19 protein-coding genes and 2 pseudogenes are annotated in these 17,752 nt (G+C 74.4%); 9 read left to right on the top strand and 12 right to left on the bottom strand.

Features of this window, described 5'->3' with window-relative positions; genetic code table 11:
• Window positions 1-3: 3 nt before the first annotated feature.
• The gene (locus HHL19_RS31020) at window positions 4-1,191 is read right to left on the bottom strand and encodes an AraC family transcriptional regulator (RefSeq protein WP_240981992.1); all 1,188 of its coding nucleotides are present in this window, start codon (window positions 1,189-1,191) and stop codon (window positions 4-6) included.
• A 178-nt stretch (window positions 1,192-1,369) separates the two neighbouring features.
• Between HHL19_RS31020 and HHL19_RS31015 the strand changes: the two genes are divergently transcribed.
• On the top strand, window positions 1,370-1,789 hold the full coding sequence (locus HHL19_RS31015; RefSeq protein ID WP_169093713.1) for a Rieske (2Fe-2S) protein: 420 nt from the start codon (window positions 1,370-1,372) through the stop codon (window positions 1,787-1,789).
• A gap of 57 nt (window positions 1,790-1,846) precedes the next feature.
• Here HHL19_RS31015 and HHL19_RS31010 read toward each other — a convergent pair whose 3' ends face one another.
• On the bottom strand, window positions 1,847-2,503 hold the full coding sequence (locus HHL19_RS31010) for a cysteine hydrolase (protein WP_169093712.1): 657 nt from the start codon (window positions 2,501-2,503) through the stop codon (window positions 1,847-1,849).
• A 166-nt stretch (window positions 2,504-2,669) separates the two neighbouring features.
• Here HHL19_RS31010 and HHL19_RS31005 point away from each other — a divergent pair, with 166 nt between their 5' ends.
• Window positions 2,670-3,137, top strand: coding sequence for a pyridoxamine 5'-phosphate oxidase family protein (locus HHL19_RS31005; protein ID WP_169093711.1), 468 nt, complete (start codon window positions 2,670-2,672; stop codon window positions 3,135-3,137).
• A gap of 21 nt (window positions 3,138-3,158) precedes the next feature.
• On the opposite strand, the gene HHL19_RS31000 is transcribed toward HHL19_RS31005, so the two are convergent.
• Window positions 3,159-4,061, bottom strand: a complete 903-nt coding sequence (locus HHL19_RS31000) for a LysR family transcriptional regulator (RefSeq protein ID WP_169093710.1) — start codon at window positions 4,059-4,061, stop codon at window positions 3,159-3,161.
• Window positions 4,062-4,134: 73 nt separating this feature from the next.
• Between HHL19_RS31000 and HHL19_RS30995 the strand changes: the two genes are divergently transcribed.
• Window positions 4,135-5,166, top strand: coding sequence for a DMT family transporter (locus HHL19_RS30995; protein ID WP_169093709.1), 1,032 nt, complete (start codon window positions 4,135-4,137; stop codon window positions 5,164-5,166).
• On the opposite strand, the gene HHL19_RS30990 is transcribed toward HHL19_RS30995, so the two are convergent.
• Both HHL19_RS30990 and HHL19_RS30985 read right to left on the bottom strand, forming a co-directional pair.
• Complete coding sequence (locus HHL19_RS30990; protein WP_169093708.1) at window positions 5,076-5,576, bottom strand: hypothetical protein; 501 nt, start codon at window positions 5,574-5,576, stop codon at window positions 5,076-5,078. The two genes, HHL19_RS30995 and HHL19_RS30990, sit on opposite strands and share 91 nt — an antisense overlap.
• Window positions 5,577-5,628: 52 nt before the next feature.
• On the bottom strand, window positions 5,629-6,963 hold the full coding sequence (locus HHL19_RS30985) for an aminotransferase class I/II-fold pyridoxal phosphate-dependent enzyme (protein ID WP_346768491.1): 1,335 nt from the start codon (window positions 6,961-6,963) through the stop codon (window positions 5,629-5,631).
• Between the two features lie 49 nt (window positions 6,964-7,012).
• Here HHL19_RS30985 and HHL19_RS30980 point away from each other — a divergent pair, with 49 nt between their 5' ends.
• Together HHL19_RS30980 and HHL19_RS30975 are read left to right on the top strand one after the other, a co-directional pair.
• The gene (locus HHL19_RS30980; protein WP_169093706.1) at window positions 7,013-7,723 is read left to right on the top strand and encodes a pyridoxamine 5'-phosphate oxidase family protein; all 711 of its coding nucleotides are present in this window, start codon (window positions 7,013-7,015) and stop codon (window positions 7,721-7,723) included.
• Between the two features lie 10 nt (window positions 7,724-7,733).
• A complete protein-coding gene (locus tag HHL19_RS30975; protein ID WP_169093705.1) occupies window positions 7,734-8,387 on the top strand; it encodes an FMN-binding negative transcriptional regulator in 654 nt (217 codons plus the stop codon).
• Between the two features lie 26 nt (window positions 8,388-8,413).
• On the opposite strand, the gene HHL19_RS30970 is transcribed toward HHL19_RS30975, so the two are convergent.
• The 3 genes from HHL19_RS30970 to HHL19_RS30960 form a co-directional block, all read right to left on the bottom strand.
• Entirely contained in the window at window positions 8,414-9,424 is a 1,011-nt protein-coding gene (locus HHL19_RS30970) for a DMT family transporter (RefSeq protein WP_169093704.1), read from the bottom strand.
• A gap of 199 nt (window positions 9,425-9,623) precedes the next feature.
• The gene (locus HHL19_RS30965; protein ID WP_169093703.1) at window positions 9,624-10,622 is read right to left on the bottom strand and encodes an EamA family transporter; all 999 of its coding nucleotides are present in this window, start codon (window positions 10,620-10,622) and stop codon (window positions 9,624-9,626) included.
• Between the two features lie 137 nt (window positions 10,623-10,759).
• Window positions 10,760-11,311 carry a Clp protease N-terminal domain-containing protein gene (locus HHL19_RS30960; RefSeq protein WP_346768497.1) on the bottom strand — a complete coding sequence of 184 codons (552 nt, stop codon included), beginning with the start codon at window positions 11,309-11,311 and terminating at the stop codon, window positions 10,760-10,762.
• A gap of 268 nt (window positions 11,312-11,579) precedes the next feature.
• Between HHL19_RS30960 and HHL19_RS30955 the strand changes: the two genes are divergently transcribed.
• Both HHL19_RS30955 and HHL19_RS30950 read left to right on the top strand, forming a co-directional pair.
• Entirely contained in the window at window positions 11,580-11,801 is a 222-nt protein-coding gene (locus HHL19_RS30955; protein WP_169093701.1) for a hypothetical protein, read from the top strand.
• 70 nt (window positions 11,802-11,871) lie between these two features.
• The gene (locus HHL19_RS30950) at window positions 11,872-12,300 is read left to right on the top strand and encodes an SRPBCC family protein (RefSeq protein ID WP_169093700.1); all 429 of its coding nucleotides are present in this window, start codon (window positions 11,872-11,874) and stop codon (window positions 12,298-12,300) included.
• Window positions 12,301-12,357: 57 nt separating this feature from the next.
• Here the strand turns inward: HHL19_RS30950 and HHL19_RS30945 are convergent, their stop codons facing one another.
• A complete protein-coding gene (locus HHL19_RS30945; protein ID WP_169093699.1) occupies window positions 12,358-12,993 on the bottom strand; it encodes a PadR family transcriptional regulator in 636 nt (211 codons plus the stop codon).
• A 149-nt stretch (window positions 12,994-13,142) separates the two neighbouring features.
• On the opposite strand from HHL19_RS30945, the pseudogene HHL19_RS37845 reads away from it, so the two are divergent.
• A pseudogene (locus tag HHL19_RS37845) lies at window positions 13,143-13,328 on the top strand (aminoglycoside phosphotransferase family protein); the annotation flags it as partial.
• Here HHL19_RS37845 and HHL19_RS37840 read toward each other — a convergent pair.
• Window positions 13,323-13,798 (bottom strand): annotated as a pseudogene (locus HHL19_RS37840) (IS21 family transposase); the annotation flags it as partial. The pseudogenes HHL19_RS37845 and HHL19_RS37840 overlap by 6 nt on opposite strands.
• A gap of 141 nt (window positions 13,799-13,939) precedes the next feature.
• Between HHL19_RS37840 and HHL19_RS30935 the strand changes: the two are divergent.
• Window positions 13,940-14,758 carry a PhzF family phenazine biosynthesis protein gene (locus HHL19_RS30935; protein ID WP_169093698.1) on the top strand — a complete coding sequence of 273 codons (819 nt, stop codon included), beginning with the start codon at window positions 13,940-13,942 and terminating at the stop codon, window positions 14,756-14,758.
• 73 nt (window positions 14,759-14,831) lie between these two features.
• Here HHL19_RS30935 and HHL19_RS30930 read toward each other — a convergent pair whose 3' ends face one another.
• Window positions 14,832-15,632: a CPBP family intramembrane glutamic endopeptidase gene (locus HHL19_RS30930; protein ID WP_346768490.1), complete on the bottom strand. Its 801-nt coding sequence runs from the start codon at window positions 15,630-15,632 to the stop codon at window positions 14,832-14,834.
• 103 nt (window positions 15,633-15,735) lie between these two features.
• Window positions 15,736-17,241, bottom strand: a complete 1,506-nt coding sequence (locus HHL19_RS30925) for a glutamate-cysteine ligase family protein (RefSeq protein ID WP_169093697.1) — start codon at window positions 17,239-17,241, stop codon at window positions 15,736-15,738.
• Window positions 17,242-17,752 lie beyond the last annotated feature (511 nt).

The raw sequence follows: 17,752 nt of genomic DNA, 5'->3' as shown, positions 1-17,752 counted from the left end.
CGCTCAGCCTTGTTGACCGCGCGTCAACAAGGGCAGGGGCGCAGGTCCCGGCCCCGGCCCGGGCACGGCGTCCCGGTCGCGGACCTGGTAGGCGCGCGGGGTCTCGCCGGTCCAGCGGCGGAACGCCCGGTGGAAGGCGCTGGGTTCGGAGAAGCCGAGCCGCCGCGAGAGCCGCTCGATGGAGACCCGCCCCGAGGTGAGCTCCGCGATGGCGTGATCCCGCCGCACCTGGTCGCGCAGCCGCTGGTACGTGGTGCCCTCGGCGGCCAGTTGCCTGCGGAGCGTCTGCGGGCTGACCGAGAGCCGCTCGGCGAGCTCCTCCGGGGTGGGCACGGGCCCGGCCGGCAGCGCCCGCCCGATGAGGTGGCGCACCCGCCCGGTGACGGTGCTCCCCCACTCCGAACAGACGAGGACGCCGTCGGGGGCGCGGCGCAGGAAGGCCTGGAGCGCCGCCGCGTCGCGCAGCACGGGCTCGTCGAGGTCGGCGCGGTCGAAGACGGCGGCGGTGCGCCCGGCACCGAAGACGCAGGGGGCGCCGAACAGCAGGGCGTACTCGGCGGAGTGGCGGGGCTCGGCGTGGGCGAACTCGACCCGGCGGAGCCCGATCCGGCGCCGGACCAACCAGCCGGCGAAGCGGTGGGCGACGAGGACGGTGGCCTCGGCGCCGAAGTGCAGGGGGTCGTCGTAGCCGGAGACGTCGAATTCGAGCCGGGCCTCGTCGGCGCCGTCGCGCTCCCCGTCGTACTCGCTGCTGCGCCCCCTGCCGTACCCCTTGCCGTACTCCCCCTTCGGCGCGGCCGGTTCGACAAGTCGGAAGCTCGGACCGCCGGGGAGGAGGGAGTAGAAGGTCCGGGCCCGGTGCAGGGCCTCGCGCAGGTCGCGGCTGCCGTGGACGACGAGGTGGCCCATCATCGCGAAGGCCCCGACCTTGGTGGGCGCGCCGCCGAAGCCGAGCAGCTCGTCGTCGAGGCTCGCCCAGACCAGTCGGACGAGGCGCCCGAACCGCGCGGAGGGCACCCGGTCCGACGCGAGGCCGGTGAGCAGTGCGGGCGACAGCCCCGCGCGTGCGAGCAGCGGCCCGGCGTCCACCCCGCGCCGCTCGGCGCCCAGGACCACGGCCCGTACGTGGTGGGCGCTGACCGATCCCGTCCGCATGCCCGTCGCCGTCCGCATGCCCGTCGCCGTCCGCATGCCCGTCGCCTCCGCTCGGCGCGTTTGACACTTCGCCTGCTTGTTGTCCAGGTTCGGACACTCTAATGCGGACTGTAAGGCGGCTGGGGGGAGTCTGCGCCGAACGGGGCCTACGTCACAGCAACTCCGTCTACCGTCACTACCGGAAGACTCCAGCGGTGCATCGAGAGGGGCAGGCATGAGCGGAGTGGCACGGCGGACCGTGGTCGCGGCCGGCGGGGCGGGGCTCGCGGCGGCGGCGCTGACCGCCTGCGGCGGCGGTACGAACGCCGAGGGCGACACCGGCACGGGCGGCACGGACGGCGCACCGGAGGGTCCGCTCGCGAAGACCGGGGACATCCCGGTGGGCGGCGGCAAGGTCCTGGCCGGCAAGGGGGTCGTCATCACCCAGCCGAAGGCGGGGGAGTTCAAGGCCTTCTCGTCGAAGTGCACGCACGCGGGGTGCGCGGTGAGCGAGGTGAAGGACGGCGTGATCGTCTGCCCGTGCCATCAGAGCAGGTTCGACATCTCGGACGGCAGTGTGAAGGGGGGTCCGGCGACTTCGTCGCTGCCGCCGGAGCCGATCGAGGTGAAGGGCGAGGACATCTCCTTCGGCTGAGCCCGCCCGGCTCCCCCTCTCCCTCCCTCTCCCCCTCCTCCTCCCTCTGCTCTCCCTCTACCCCTGGCCGCCGGGGTGCCGCCCCGGCGCCTTCCAGGCCGCGAGCAGTTCGTCGGTGGTGGCGATCGCGGCGACGAGGGAGAGGGTGTTGCGGACCATCGCGGGGGTGTAGTCGGCCGGGACCCCCGCGATGGCGTCCCTCGGCACGACGACGGTGTAGCCGAGGTTCACGGCGTCGAAGACGGCGTTGGGCACGGCCACGTTGGCGGAGACACCGGTCACGACGAGGGTCCGGCAGCCGAGGTTGCGCAGCAGCGCGTCCACGTCCGTGCCGGCCAGCGGGGAGAGCCCGTGCAGCCGCCGCACCACCAGGTCCTCGTCGGCCACCCGGATCGGTTCCGCGATCCGTACCGCCGCGGAGCCGCTGTGCTGCTGCACGGGCAGCCGGGCCGCTGCCCGGAAGAGGCGGGCGTTGCGGTTGGAGCCGCGCCCGTCGGGGCGCCGCTCGGCGACCGCGTGGACCACCTGGACGCCGGCGGCGTGGGCGGCGTCGACGAGCCGGGCCACGTTGGCGAGGGCACCGGACTCCCTGGCGGTGGCGGCGAGTTCGGGCAGGGCGCTCTCCTCGCCGACGACTCCCCGCTGGCATTCGACGGTGAGCAGGACGGCCCCGTCGGGACGCAGCCGCTCGTCGAGCCCTTCTCCGCGCCCCATGACTCCCTCGCGTCCCATGGCCCCCTCGCGCCCCACGACTCCCTCGCGCCCCATCGCCCCTTCGCGTCCCATCGCTCCCCCTCGCACCCGCCGGCCTCTTGCACGGGCGTGCGAGAGGGATCCATGATTTCTGACGTCTCATCAGAAATCCAGAAGGGTGCGGACGATGACCGTCGCACAGCGCCATGGCCGCCGGATCATGATGACCCCGGCGGAGCTCGACTCCTTCCTCACCGAGCAGCGCACCTGCCGGGTCGCGACCGTCTCGGCCGACGGCCGCCCCCACCTGAGCGCGCTCTGGTACGCCTGGGACGGCACCTCGCTGTGGCTGTACTCGCTGACGCGGAGCCGCCGCTGGGCCGAGCTGTGCGCCGACCCCAGGCTCTCGGTCCTGGTCGACGACGGCGAGGAGTACGGCGAGCTGCGCGGCGCCGAGCTGTCGGGGACGGCGGTCTTCGTCGGCGAGGCGCCGCGCACGGGCGAGCCGTGTCCGGAACTCGACGCGGTGGAGCGCCTCTTCGCGGCGAAGAACTTCGGCCTCGACGCGATGCCGCACGACGGCCGGCACGCCTGGCTCCGGCTGACCCCGGACGCGATCGCCTCCTGGGACTTCCGCAAGCTCGCGACGCTCTGAGAGCTCAAGAGCCGACGGGGCTCAGCCGGCGTGCGGCCGCCCCGCCTCCCGCAGCGCCTCGACGACCGCGCGCAGGGAGGGCCGGCGGCCGGCGTCGGTGCGCCAGGTGGCGTAGATGTGCCGGCGCACCTGCTGGCGTACGGGCACGCAGACGACGCCTTCCGGGTACGGCCGGCCGAGCCGGGGCGTGACGCACACGCCGAGTCCGGCGGCGACGAGGGCGAGCTGGGTGTGGTGCTCGCCGGCGTAGTGGGCGATGCGGGGTTCGATGCCCTGGGAGCGGAGGGTGAACATCAGCCAGTCGTGGCAGAACTCGCCCTCCGGCCAGGACACCCACTCCTCGTCGGCGAAGTCCGCCAGGTCCACCGCCTCCCGCCCGGCGAGCCGGTGGCCGGCCGGCAGGGCCACGTCCGCCGCGTCGTCGAGCAGATGGGCGCGCTCCAGGTCGCCGGGGACCGGCGCCCGGCGGTTGCTCCAGTCCAGGACGATCGCCAGGTCGGCGTCGCCGCGCAGCACCGCCCGCACCCCCTGCTCGGGCTCGAACTCGGCGGTGCGGACCCGCAGGTCGGGGTGGCGGTCGCGCAGCGCGGCCAGGGCGGCGGGGAAGAGGCCGCGGGCGGCGGTCGGGAAGCCGACGAGCCGCACCTCGCCGACGACCTGGCCGCGCCGGGCCTCGATGTCGGCCTGGGCGAGCTGGACGTGGGAGAGGATCCGGGCGGCGTGCTCGGCGAGCAGCAGACCGGCGTCGGTGAGCCGCACGCCGCGCCCGTTCTTGGCGAGGAGCCGCTGGCCCACCTCGCGCTCCAGCTTGGACAGCTGCTGGGAGACGGCGGAGGTCGTCACGTGCAGACCGTCGGCGGCGCCGCTGACGGAGCCGTGCCGGGCGACGGCGTCGAGGGTGCGCAGGCGCTCCAGGTTCAACATGTAAGCAATGCTAAGCGAAGAGGCCGCGACAATCTCGCTTGTCCTACGAGGTCGTCACCGTCACCCTGAGTACATGACCAGCCGTGAAGCCGCCCCCACCCGCTCCCCCTCACCACTCCTGGACTGGCGCGTCCGCTTCGGCGTGCTGGCCCTGATCTGGGGCTTCAGCTTCCTCCTCATCAAGGTGGGCACGGACGGCTTCGCGCCGTTCCAGGTGACCTTCGGCCGGCTGCTCTTCGGTACGGCGGTGCTGGCCGTGGCGCTGGTCGTGAAGCGGGACCGGCTGCCGCGCGGGGCCCGGACCTGGGGCCGCCTGGCAGTGGCGGCGTTCCTGCTGAACGCGCTGCCGTTCTCGCTCTTCGCGTACGCGGAGCTGACGATCCCGTCGACGCTCGCGGGGATCTGCAACGCGACGACGCCGCTGTGGGGCATGGTCCTCTCGCTGGTGGCGCTCTCGGAGGACCGGCCCACCCGGGTGCGGGCGGCGGGCCTCGGCATCGGCTTCGCCGGCGTCCTGACGGTCCTCGGCGCGTGGCAGGGCTTCTCGGGCCTCGACGTCACGGGCACGGCGCTCGCCCTCCTCGCCTCCTTCAGCTACGCGGTCGGCTGGATCTACGTCCGCCGCACCCTGAGCGGCACGGGCTCCTCGCACCTCTCCCTGGCGACCGCCCAGGTCGGCACGGCCACCCTCCAGCTGGCCCTCGTCACCCCCTTCTTCACCACCCTCCCGGACTCCGTCGAGCTCCTGCCGCTCCTGGCGGTGATCGCCCTCGGCGCCCTCGGCACCGGCTACGCGATGCTGCTCCAGTACGGCGTGGTCGCGGAGGTCGGCCCGACGACGGCCTCGATGGTCACGTACTTCATCCCCGTCATCGCCACGGCGGCGGGCGTCGCCTTCCTGGACGAGCGCCTCGCCTGGAACACCCCGGTGGGCGCCGCCGTCGTCCTCCTGGGCGCCGCCCTCACCCAGACCCGCACCTCCCGCCGCACCCCGACGCCTGCACCCCCGACGCGTCAGGCGGCCCCCAGCACCCCCGCGCCCCCTTCCGCCGCCTCGGCGGCGAACTCCTCGAACCCCAGGTTGCCGAGCTCCAGGTTGACGTGAACCGACGGGACGGCGGCCGGCCGAAGCCGGAACTCCCTCGGCGCCGGCGAGTCGACGAGCTCCTGGTAGTACACGGGGTCGAGCGCGCTCTCGTCCTCCCACAGGGTGTCGACGGCGAGCAGGGCCCGCACGGGCGATCCCATGGTGTGCCGGTCGGCGACGAAGACGGCAGCCGGGCCGTCCTCGTCGTCCACGGCCGTCAGCACCTCCTCGACGCTCGCCCCCGCCCAGCACGGCGCGTCGAGCACCCGCACCGCGACGTCGACCTCCCCGTCCGGCCGGCCGAGCTCCGCGAGCACCTCCCGCCATGCCTCCTCGTCCCCGAAGTCGGTGCGGACGACGAACGCCGCCCATGTGTCCCCTGTCTCGATCGCGCGCCGCGCGTCGTCCCGTCGCTGCTGAGCCGTCATGCCGGGGACTCTCGCACACCGGTCCGACACCGCCGCCGCTCCGGGGCGGTCGTCAGCCGTAGGCGCGGGCCGGGGCCGGGCCGGCCGCCGCGGCGACGGCGTCGGCGAGGGGCTCGATGTCGTCGGGGGCGAGCGGGGAGACGGTGAGGCGGACGGCGGGTCCCGAGGCGAGGCGGAAGCGGGCGCCGGGGGCGACCGCCCAGCCCGCGGCGAGGAGGCGCGCGACGGCGCCGGTCTCGTCGGCGACGGGCACCCAGACGTTCATGCCGCTGCGCCCGTGGGCCTCGACGCCCCGCCGGGCGAGCGCCAGGACGAGGGCGTCGCGCCGCTCCCCGTACGCGTCGGCGACGGTCTCGGGGTCGACGGCGCCCGTGGTCCACAGGTGGACGACGGCCTGCTGGAGGAGGCGGCTGACCCAGCCGGGGCCGAGGCGCTGACGGCCGAGGACGCGGTCCACGGTCTCGGGGTCGCCGGTGAAGGCGGCGATGCGCAGGTCGGGGCCGTACGCCTTGGCGACCGAGCGGACGAGCGCCCAGTGGTCGGTGGCCCCGGCGAGCGGCCGCAGCCGCCTGGTGACGATGCCGTGGCCGTGGTCGTCCTCGACGAGCAGCACGCCGGGGTGCGCGGTGAGCACCCGCCGCAGCTCCGCCGCCCGCCCGGCGGCGAGGCAGGCGCCCGTGGGGTTCTGCGCCCGGTCGGTGACGATCACCGCGCGGGCGCCGTCGCGGACGATCACCCGCTCGACCCCGTCGGCGAGCGGCCCGTCGTCGTCGACGGCGACCGGCACGGGACGCAGCCCCAGGGCGGGTACGAGGTCGAGGAGGCTGCCCCAGCCCGGGTCCTCGACGGCGACGGCGTCACCGGGCCTGAGGTGCACGGCGAGGACCCGCTCGATCGCGTCGAGGGAGCCGGAGGCGACGCCGACGGGCCCGGCGGGCACCCCGTCCGCGTCGAACGCGGCCCGGGCGAGCCGCGCGAAGTCGGGGTCGACGGGCGCCTCCCCGTACAGGCCGGGCCGCACCGCGTACCGCCGGGCAGCTTCGGCGAAGGCCTCGCCGAGCGGCGGCAGCAGCGCCGGGTCGGGGTTGCCGCCGCTCAGGTCCCGGACCCCCGGCGGCGCCTCGACGCGCAGCGAGCCGCGCGCGGTGGTCGCCGGCCGCGGCCGCACCCGGCTGCCGCGCCGCCCGTCCGTCTCGATGACCCCGCGCTCCCGCAGGGTCCGGTAGGCGGCGGCGACCGTGTTCGGGTTCACCCCGAGCCCGGCGGCCAACTCCCGCATGGGCGGCAGCACGTGGCCCGGCTCCAGCGCCCCGGTCCCGACCCCCCGCTCCACGCTGGCGGCGATCTCCGATGCGCGACGACCCTCGATCCGATACTCTCCTAGCACAAACCACATTATGCACTAGTGCAATACGAGGGGCAAGGGAAGCAGAACCATGAGCACCACCGACGACCACACGCCCGCGGACGGCCCCACCCCCACCGACGGCTACACGCCCACCGACCGCACCGTGCCCACCCGCTCCCGGAAGCGCGCCTCCTACGACCGGGCGGTCGTGCACGCGATCCTCGACGAGGGGTACGTCTGCCACCTCGGCTTCATACGCGACGGCGCCCCCGTCGTGCTCCCCACCCTCTACGGCCGGATCGGCGAGCGGCTGTACGTCCACGGCTCCACCGGCTCCCGCCCGCTCCGCATGGCCGGCGCGAAGGAGCGGACGGACACCCCCGGCCTGCCCGTCTGCCTCACCGTCACCCACGTCGACGGCCTGGTTCTCGCCCGCTCCGCCTTCCACCACTCCCTCAACTACCGCTCGGTCGTCGTCCACGGCACCGCCCACCAGGTCACCGACCCCGAGGAGCTGCGCGCGGCGCTCGACGCCCTCGTCGACCAGGTCGTCCCCGGCCGGGCGGCCGACGCGCGCCCGGCCGACGCCAAGGAGCTGGCCGCCACCGCCGTCATCCGGCTCGACCTGGAAGAGGTCTCCGCCAAGGTCCGCACCGGCGGTCCCAACGACGACCCCGGGGACCTGGCCCTGCCGCACTGGGCGGGCGTGGTCCCCGTCGCCCCGCGCACCGGAGCCCCCGTCCCGTCGGCGGACCTGGACCCGTCGATCGCCCTGCCCGCCTACCTGACCGCGCCCTGAGGGACACCCGATGCTCATCCACCCCTGGGACGCCGCCACCGACGAGACCGAGTGGCGCGAGTGGCTCACCCGCCACGACTTCGGTCAGATCGCCGCCAACGGCCTGCCCGGCGAACCACCCATGCTGCAGCCCGCGCACTTCCGGTACGAGGCGGAGCCGGGCCCGTACGGCCGCGTCCTCACCCACCTCGCCCGCCCCAACCCGCTGTGGCGCGCCCTGGAGGCGAACCCGCGGGTGCTGCTCAGCGTCGTCGACGACTACGTGTACGTCCCCGGCACCTGGACCGCCCCCGAGGGCGCGCCCTCCGAACACGGCACCCCCACCTCGTACTACGCGGCCGTGCAACTGCACTGCGTCGCCCGTGTGGTGGACGACCCGGCGGAGAAGGCCGAGCTGCTGAACCGGCAGGTCGGCCACTTCCAGCCGGACGGCGGGACCGCGCCGGTCGTTCCCGGCGAGGCCCCCTTCGGGCGGCTGCTCTCCGGCATCCGGGGGCTGGTCCTGGAGGTGACGGAGGTGCGCGCCAAGTTCAAGTACGCGGGCAACAAGGCGCCCGAGGTGCAGCGCCGGGTCGCGGCCCGGCTCGCGGAGCGGGCCGGGCCCGGCGACCTCGCCGCCCGGGCCCACCAGCTCCGCCGCCTGGCCGCGGGGACCGACGGCTGATCCGCCGGCCCCCGCGGACGGCGGGACTACACGGCCGCGGGCCGGACCGCCCGGCGCCGCTCCGCGGCCGTCCGGGCCTCCGCGAGGGCCAGCCCGGTGACGGCCGCGAGCAGCAGCACGGTGCCGAGCACGGTCGTCGCGGTCAGCTCCTCGTCGAGGAGGGTGACGGCGAGCAGCGCGGCGCTGACCGGCTCCAGGAGCATGATCACGGAGACGGTGGCGGCGCGGACGACCGCGGCGCCCGCGAAGTACAGCGCGTAGGCGAGGGCCGTCGGGATGGCCGCCACGTACAGCAGCAGGAGCAGCAGCCGGACGACGTCCTCGGTGTGCGGCAGCAGCCCCTCGACGACGGCCAGGGGCAGCACGACGAGCGCCGAGACGCCGAAGGTCCACGCGGTGCTCGCGAGCGAGCCGGCCTCGCCGGCGCCGCCCCGGCCGAGCCACCGGGTCAGCAGGGTGACCGCGGCGAACCCGGCGGCGGACAGCACCGCGTAGCCGACGCCGGCGAGCCGGACCTCCGCTCCCCCGCCGCCCAGGACCAGGACGACGAGCCCGGCGAGCGCGCCGGCGACGGCCGCGAGGCCGCCGAGGCCGAGGCGCTCGCCCATGGTGACGCGGGCGCCGACCGCGATGAGGACGGGCCCGGCGCCGAGCGTCACGACGGTGCCGACGGCGAGCCCGGTGGACTCGACGGCGGCGAAGTAGGCGGTCTGGAAGACGGCGAGTCCGACGCCGGTGCCGACGATCCGGACCAGCCGCGTCCGGCGCGTCTCGGCGGCGGCCGCGGCGGTACGTCCGGACGGCCGCGTCCGCCGCCTCCGCAGCGGGCGCAGCGCCGGGACGGCGAGGAGCAGCAGGAGCCCGCCGGCGCAGCGCCAGAAGGAGAGGGCGAGGGGGCCCATGTCGCTGTTCCGGAAGACGAGGGATCCGGCGGCGCCGGCGGTGCCCCACGCGATTCCGGCGACGACGAGGTAGGCCAGGCTCCGCCCGACGGGCAGGACGGGGTGCGCGGCAGGAAGGGACTGCGGGTTCGACACGTGGTTTCTCCGTGAAGACGGTCGTCCGTGCGGACGGACCGGGGTGAAAGGTGGTCGCCTGCTCCGCGCGCGGGCAGCGACGGACCGCTCGGGGGCGAGATGTCGCCCGCCCGAGCCCGGTCGGTCGTCTTCTGGAGGAAGGAGCCGCGCGTGCTAGGCGACGGGCGGCGGAAGAACGGTCGAATGCATGGCCGTCACCCTACGGGGTGGCCCTTCCGCCGGACAACCGCTCCTCGTGCCCCGCCGGGAGGCCTTCGCCGTCGGACCCGGCGACCGGCCCCTCGGACGGCGCCTTGGGGGCGGCGGACTGGGCGATGAAGGCGCCGACGAGGACGAGCGCGCCGCCGGCGAGCTGCGGGGCGTCGAGGTGCTCGCCGAGCAGCACCCAGGCGAGGACGGTCGCGACGACCGCCTCCAGGCAGGCGACGACCCCGGCGACCTGGGGCGAGAGCCGGCGTATCGAGACGACGCCGGTGACGTACGCGAGGACGGTGGCGATCAGGACGATCCAGCCGAGCAGCAGCCACGCAGGTACGGAGCTCCCGCCGAGGTCGGCGCGGCCGGCCAGGACGGAGGCGTCCATGCCCCACGGGCGGGCGATCACGGTGAGCACGAGCGCGCCGATGAGCAGTCCGTACGCGATCACCCCGAGCGGGTCGGCGGGTTCGGCCTCGTCGGTGCCCTGGTCGGAGAGGACGAAGTAGCCGACCTGGCAGCAGGCGGCGGCGAGCGCGAGCAGCAGTCCGAGGAGGTCGAAGCTCAGTCCGGACCAGACCTGGACGACGCAGGCGAGACCGCCGACGGCGAGCACCACGCCGAGGGCGGCGGCGCGGGTGACCGGCCGCCGCTGGACGAAGCGGACCCAGCCGAGGACCAGGGCCGGGGCGAGGTACTCGATGAGGAGGGCGACGCCGACCGGTATCCGGGAGAGGGAGGCGAAGTAGAAGGCCTGGACGCCGGCGACGGCGAGGAGGCCGAATCCGGCGAGGAGGCCTGGCTTGCGGCGCAGCAGCGCCCGGTGGCGCCAGGCCACGGGCAGCATGACGAGCGCGGCGCCGGTCACCCGGAGCCAGACGACATGGAGCGGATCGAGTCCCGCCTCGATCAGCGGCTTGGCCGCCACTCCCGAACCACCGAATGCGAAGGTCGAAACCAGGGCGAGTCCCAGGCCGGCGCTTCTCCTCTGAGACGCGTGCATCGGGCCATGGTGACAGGAGCCGGCCAGGCGCGTAACCCCTGTCGCACCTGTTGAGACGGCGCCCCGGGGAAACCCACCCGGAACCCGGAACGCACCCCTCCGCACCCCCGGCGCTCACCCCGCCCCCACCGCGGAACTCATCCCTCCGCGCCCCGCTCCACCGTCCTCTCCCCGGACACCGGCTCCTCGCCGTCGAGCGCGTCGGCCGCGGATCCGCGCGGCGCGACGACCGAGGCGAGCGCCACGGCGCGGGCGCCGAGCACGGGCGGGTCGATCCCGGCGTGGCGCAGCACCTCGCCGGCCCGGCTGGTGGGGTCGGCGGCGAGCCCGGCCAGCAGGTCGAGCCCGTGGGGCTGCTCCTCGCCGCGCGCGGCGGCGCGCCGCAGGGCCTCCTCCAGGGCGGCAGCGGCGGCGGGCGACCAGCGGGAGGTGCGGCGCGGCGCCCCCTCCCCGGCCCGTACGGCCGGCAGGGGGCGCGGGGCGGCGTCGCCCTCGGCGGAGCGCTGCCAGCGGAGCCCGTATCCGATCGAGCGCTGGACGAGGTAGCCGAGGACCCGCGCGACCCGCTCCTCGCCGTCGAAGGCGGCGCGGGTCTCGGGGTCGGACTCGACGAGGGCGTGCAGCAGGTGGGCGGTGTCGACCTGCCGGTCGCCGTCCCGCAGGGCCCGGCGGCGGGCGGCGCCGAGCACGGTGGCGAGGAGCGGCGCGGGCCCTGCGGAAGCCGGGGGCGCGAAGGGGCGGGACGGGACGGAAGGGTGCACCCTGCCACCTCATCAGCCGCGCGGGCCCGGGTCATCACACGGGAGAACCATGTCCGCGTCCCACCGGAGTCGTGCGCACGCGTGCGACTCCTCCTCCTCGGGGAGGAGATCCGGGCGATTTCCCCCCATGCGGCGCGCGCCGCCTTGCCTCGCGCCCCGAACGCAACCACGAGCCGCCGCCGAGCGTCTTTCCTGTGTGTTCTGGATGGTCGGTCTGCCCGCGCGTGACGGCCGGCAGTTCGTGTACCGGGTGTACGCACCCCGGGAGGCGCTGCCGGGCGATCTGTTCTGGGCCGCGTTCCACTGCCACGAGGAGGACGGCGGTCCGCGGGTCTCGGACTGCTTCGACGCGGCCGAGATCCGGTGGATCGGCGGTACGGGTCCGGCCACCGCAGAACTGACGGTTCATCAGTATTGAATGTTCACGCCCCTCCGGCTACGTTCCGCGACACCAGAACCCAGCGGGCACGCGTGAAGGGGTGGTCGTCATGGCCGAAGTCACCGCGGAGGCACGGATCGAGGCACCGGCCGGGAAGGTGTGGGAGCGCCTCACCGACTTCGGCTCGTACGGGGAGTGGAACGCCACCCACACCGGTTTCCCGGACGGCGGCCCGGAAACCCTGGCCGCCGGGTCCACCTTCATCGAGAACATGAAGCTCATGGGCTTCCCGGCCGAGGTGCTGTGGACGGTCGAGGAGCTGGAGGACGGCCGGGTCCTCGCCATCCGCGGCAAGGGCCCGATGGGCGTGATCGTCGGCACCCGCTACTCGCTGGCGGACGACGGCGGGGGGACGACGGTCCGCATCGACGGCGAGTTCACCGGCGCGGCGGTCTCCCTGATGGCCGGGAAGCTGAAGGACTCGGCGACGGCGGCGCTGAACGAATCGCTCCGCAGCCTCGCCGGCCTGCTCACCTGACCCCCCACACACGGAAGGACCCCTCGACGGCACACGCCACCGAGGGGCCCTCCGGTCTCAGTGCTCGTCGGCGAGGATGAGATACAGCTTCTTCCGAGCCTCGTTGATGACCTCGACGGCCTTCGTCCGCTGCTCGGCGCTGCCGGTCTTCCACACCTGCCCGAACGCCTCCATCAGACCGAAACCGGCCTGCCGGACCTCGTTCATCGCCTCCCAGTCGACGCCACGGCCGACCTCCTCCCAGGGCGCCTCGGCACCGGCCTCGGCCTCCTCGCGCCCGGAGTCGGTGAGCGAGAAGAGCTTCTTGCCGCCCTCGCTCGCGCTGACGATCAGCCCCTCGTCCTCCAGCAGCTGGAGGGTCGGGTAGACCGAGCCGGGGCTGGGCTTCCACGCCCCGCCGCTGCGCTCGCCGATCTCCTGGATCATCTCGTAGCCGTGCATCGGGCGGTCCTTGAGCAGCGCCAGGATCGAGGCGCGCACATCACCGCGACGCGCCCTCCCCCGACCACCCCCGCGACCGCGCCCGAAGGGCCCGCCACCGAAACCGGGCCCGCCACCGAACCCGGGGCCGAAAGGCCCGAAGGCAGCACGCCGCCCCTCGAATTCACCCCGCGGCCCGGGCCCGCCGAAACCGCGCCCGGGGCCGCCTTCGCAGCCGTGTCCGTGCCCGTGTCCGTGTCCATGAGTACGCATCGCAACGCTCCTTCCGTGAGATTCATCGTTGAACTGTCGCGATACCTCAACGATATATCGGAACAGTTCACCGAGCAACCCACCGACTGTCCGATCCACGTCGTACGGCCCGGCCCGCACGGGGTCGATCTGGCGATAGCGTGATCCTCGTGACGGCTGAAGACGAGGCGCTGGTCGGCGGGATGGTGAACGCCGGGGCGGTCGTCCACCGAGGGGAGTCGGTGGAGCGACCGGCACCGCGCAACGCGCCCGCCCTGCATGCCTGTCTCCTTGCGCTGAAGGAGCACGGCTTCGACGCGGCGCCGGCCCCTGTCGGGCTCACCGCGGAGGAGCGGCCGGCGGCTGACCTCGACCTGCGTGGCCGCCACCCGATGCAGCGAGGCCGTCAATCCCACCTCCGGGCCGGAGCCGTCGGACCGGCGGGGTGCGGGCAGGTCACCGCCCGCGGTGACGCGGCGGCCGACTCCGGTGGGCAGTCCGTCCCCGTACTTGTCGTCCAAGACGCGGGCGCGCCTCGGCCAACGGCCCGGGGGGCAGGCGGCCAGAAGGGTCTCGCCCTGGCGGCGGTCGGGAGTCGTGGAGTGCAGCGCGACCTGGGATCTCGTGGCCCTGATCTCGACCACCCGGCGCGGACGGACCCGCCTCGCCGGCACCGCACCGCGTAGAGGTTCGCCTCGAAAGCGACGAGGCAGTCCTTGCCGACGTAGCGGAGGTGCCGCTGGGCGACCACATCGGGCGTGGCCGGCCGCGGACGCAGGGCCATGCGGTCGCGGACCGCCCGCAGGCCGATGACCTCACCTTGGCTGGCCCCCAACGGAAGCGCGGCGGCCCGCCGACCGCCCACCCCGCCTCACCCCACCTCACCCCGCCCAAGGAGGCCGGACCGGTCCAGAGATCCCCGATTGGCCGACGCCCGCCCCCTCCGGGCGCCGGTACGGTCCGAGCCATGCGCATCCGAATCGTCGACGCCTTCACCGACCGGCCCTTCTCCGGCAACCCCGCCGGAGTCCTCCTCCTCGACTCCGCCGCCTCCTTCCCGGAGGACGACTGGCTGCGGAAGGTCGCCGCCGAGGTCAACCTCTCCGAGACCGCCTTCGCCCACCCGCTGCCCGCCGGCGGCGAGGCCGACTGGGCGCTGCGCTGGTTCACCCCGACCACCGAGGTCGACATGTGCGGCCACGCCACCCTCGCCACCGCCCACGTCCTGCACGCCACCGGCGCGGCGACCGGGCCGGTCCGCTTCGCCACCCGCTCGGGCGTCCTCGGTGCCGAGGCCGGGGCGGACGGCGGCATCACCATGGACTTCCCGACCTCCTCCCTCACCCCGGTCCCGGCCCCGGACGGCCTGGCGGACGCGCTCGGCGCCGAGATCGTCGCCGTCCACAACACCGCGGCCCACATCGGCGACCTGGTCGTCGAGCTGCGCGACGAGGCCACCGTCCGCGGCCTCGCCCCCGACCACGCGGCGCTCAGGACCCACTCCTCGCGCGGGGTGATCGCGACCGCGCTCGCCGCCGACCCCGGCAACGGGTACGACTTCGTGTCACGCGGCTTCTTCCCCGCCGTCGGCATCGACGAGGACCCGGTCACCGGCAGCGCCCACACCGCGCTCGCGCCGTACTGGTCGGCCCGCCTCGGCCGCGACGAGCTCACCGGCTTCCAGGGCGGCGCCCGCACCGGCCTGGTCCGCACCCGCCTGCGCGGCGACCGCACCCTCCTGACCGGCCAGGCCGTCACGGTCATCGAGGGCGAGCTCCACGCCTGAGAAGGCCCCCGGGAACGCCGGAGGGGCGTACGGCTCCGCTGCCGTACGCCCCTCGCCCGCTTCTCGCCCCGCCTCACACGGTGGGCAGCCAGCCCACCTTCCCGGCCAGCAGCCCGTAGCCGACGAAGGCCACGATGTCGAGCAGCGCGTGGGCGACCACCAGCGGCCCCACCCGCCCCCAGCGGCGGTAGAGCAGCCCGAAGACGACGCCCATCACCATGTTGCCGACGAAGCCGCCGACGCCCTGGTAGAGGTGGTACGAGCCGCGCAGCACCGCGCTCGCCGCCAGGGCGCGCATCGGCGTCCAGCCCAACTGGTCGAGCCGGCGCAGCAGATAGCCGACGACGACGACCTCTTCCAGGACGGAGTTCTGGATCGCCGAGAGGATCAGGACCGGGTACTTCCACCACACGTCCGGCAGCGACTCGGGAACCACCGTGAGGTTGAAGCCGGAGGCCCGCGCCGCGAGGTAGAAGGCGAGGCCCGCGCTGCCGATGCCGGCCGCCACCAGCGCCCCGCGCCCGAGGTCGGGCCAGGGCCGGGTCCGGTCGAAGCCGATGGCCCGGAGCCCGGAGCCCTCCCGCATCAGCAGATGGGCGACGAGCACCACCGGCACGAGCGCCGTGGCGATGCCGAAGAGCTGCCAGGTCAGGTCGAGCCAGGGGCGCCCGGGGGCGTACGAGCCGTTGAGGGTGGCCGCCTGCTCCTTGAGCGCGCCGGGCCGGGTCAGCGAGCCGATGAAGCTGATCAGCGAGGAGACCGCGCTCGCGCCGAGCGAGAGCGCCAGCACGATGAGCGTCTCGGAGCCCAGCACCCGGCGCGAGAGGCCGCCGCCGGGCGGGCCGGTGTCCACGACCCGTTGTTCCGCCACCACACCCGTCTCCCGTTCGCGTCACGACCGTCCCGGGGACCCGGACCTCGGTCCCCGTACGACGATCATGCGCGACGGCCCGCCCGGAACGCCATCCGGGGCGGGCTCAGGCCCCCGCCACCCCCACCGGCCAGGTGTGCACCGGCTCGCCCTCCAGCATCAGCGCGCGGTACCGCCGGGTGGTGGCAGCCAGGGCCGCGTCCCGGTCGAGGCCCGCCTCCAGGGCCTGGTGGAAGGTGTCGGCCTGCCAGGACGCGCCGTTGACCCGGCGGCGGCAGCGCTGCTCGATGACGCCCAGGTAGTAGTCGCGGTCCGCCGGGTCGACGTGCCAGGCGTCGAGCCCCGCGGCGGCCAGCGGCAGCAGCTCGTCGAGGACGAGCCGCACGGCAGGCCGGCTCGCCACGCCGCCGACGCGGCCCGGCCGGGGCCAGCGCAGCTCCGCCTCGATGCCGTGGCGGCAGGCGGCGTCGAAGTTGGCCTCGGCGTCCGCGAAGTCCATCCGCTTCCACAGCGGGCGCGGCTCGTCGGCGAGCGCGCGGACGAGCCCGTAGTAGAAGGCGGCGTTGGCGATGACGTCGGTGACGGTGGGGCCCGCGGGCAGGACCCGGTTCTCGACCCGCAGGTGCGGGACGCCGTCGACCCAGCCGTAGACCGGACGGTTCCAGCGGTAGACCGTGCCGTTGTGCAGGACGAGTTCCTTCAGCTGCGGCACCCCGCCCTCGTCGAGGACGCGCAGCGGGTCCTCCTCGTCGCACAGCGGCAGCAGCGAGGGGAAGTAGCGGACGTTCTCCTCGAAGAGGTCGTAGACCGAGTCCACCCACCGCTCGCCGAACCAGGTGCGCGGCCGGACGCCCTGGGACTGGAGTTCGGGCGGACGGGTGTCGGTGGCCTGGGTGAAGAGCGGCGGACGGGACTCGCGCCACACCTCCCGGCCGAAGACGAAGGGCGAGTTGGCGCCGAGGGCTATCTGCACGCCGGCCACGGCCTGGGCCGCGTTCCAGACGGAGGCGAAGCGGGCCGGCGTCACCTGGAGGTGGAGCTGCACGGAGGTGCAGGCGGCCTCCGCGACGATCGACTCCGAGGTGTGCCGGAGTCTTTCGACGCCCTGGATGTCGAGCGTGATCTGTTCCCCGCGGGCGACCAGGATCTGGTCGTTGAGCAGGGCGTAGCGGTCGGCCGAGGAAAGGTTCTCGAAGACCAGGTCGCGCCGGGAGAGGGTCGGCAGTATCCCGATCATGAGGACCCCGGCGTCGAGTTCCGCGGCCTGCCGGTCGGCATATCCCAGACCCGTTCTCAGCTCTTCCGCGAGCCGGTCGAAAACGTGGCCGCCGAGCCTGCGCGGGGCGATGTTCACTTCCAGGTTGAACATTCCGAGTTCGGTCTGGAAATCGGTGCTGGCGATCTTTTCCAGGACGGCTTCGTTCAGCATCCTCGGGAGTCCGTCGGAGCCCGCGAGATTGAGTTCGATCTCGACGCCCATGAGGTTGCGCGGGCGGTCGAAGCGCTGTTCCGCGAGGAGCCGGGCGAGCCCCGCCAGACACTGCTGGAGCTTGCGCCGGTAGCGCTGCCGGTCGGCCGGGCCGAACCCGTCCGTCACGACCTTCTCCCCCATCGAGGCGTCCCTCCCGCGTGGGCGGCCACCGGGCGGGGCCGCGCGTACGGACGATGATGCCCACGCCACTGATCGACAACGCCTGCGTTTCCGGCCGCTCCACGGATAGTCTGGTACGAACCTGCCGGCGCCCGCGCGGACCCTCGCCTTCGGAGCGGGGCGGGGACATATACCAATGTCATATTGCCGCCCCGGTGCAGCCGGGTACGGCTTTCGGAATTTCGACGTCCGGCTTGCCGGGGAATGCGAGGACGGAGATCCTGTCCACGCTCCGATTCCGCCGCACCGCCCACCGGATACGACCTGATGACGCCTTGTCAGGAATATCGGACGGGGCTAGCGGAAACAATCTCTGAACACGTGTCGTATAAACTCCGCGGACGAGGCAGAGCGCCGGCGTACGGCCACGACCCGTGGCCCCCCGCTCCGCCCCCGTCGCGACAGCGCCGTCGTACCCGGCCCCGCCGCCGCGCATCGCCGCACCAGCACCCGTACCGAGACGGGTACGTAC

It is taken from the genome of Streptomyces sp. R302, from assembly GCF_012927245.1.
GTDB lineage: Bacteria > Actinomycetota > Actinomycetes > Streptomycetales > Streptomycetaceae > Streptomyces.
This window is presented reverse-complemented; position numbering and strand designations above follow the sequence as displayed.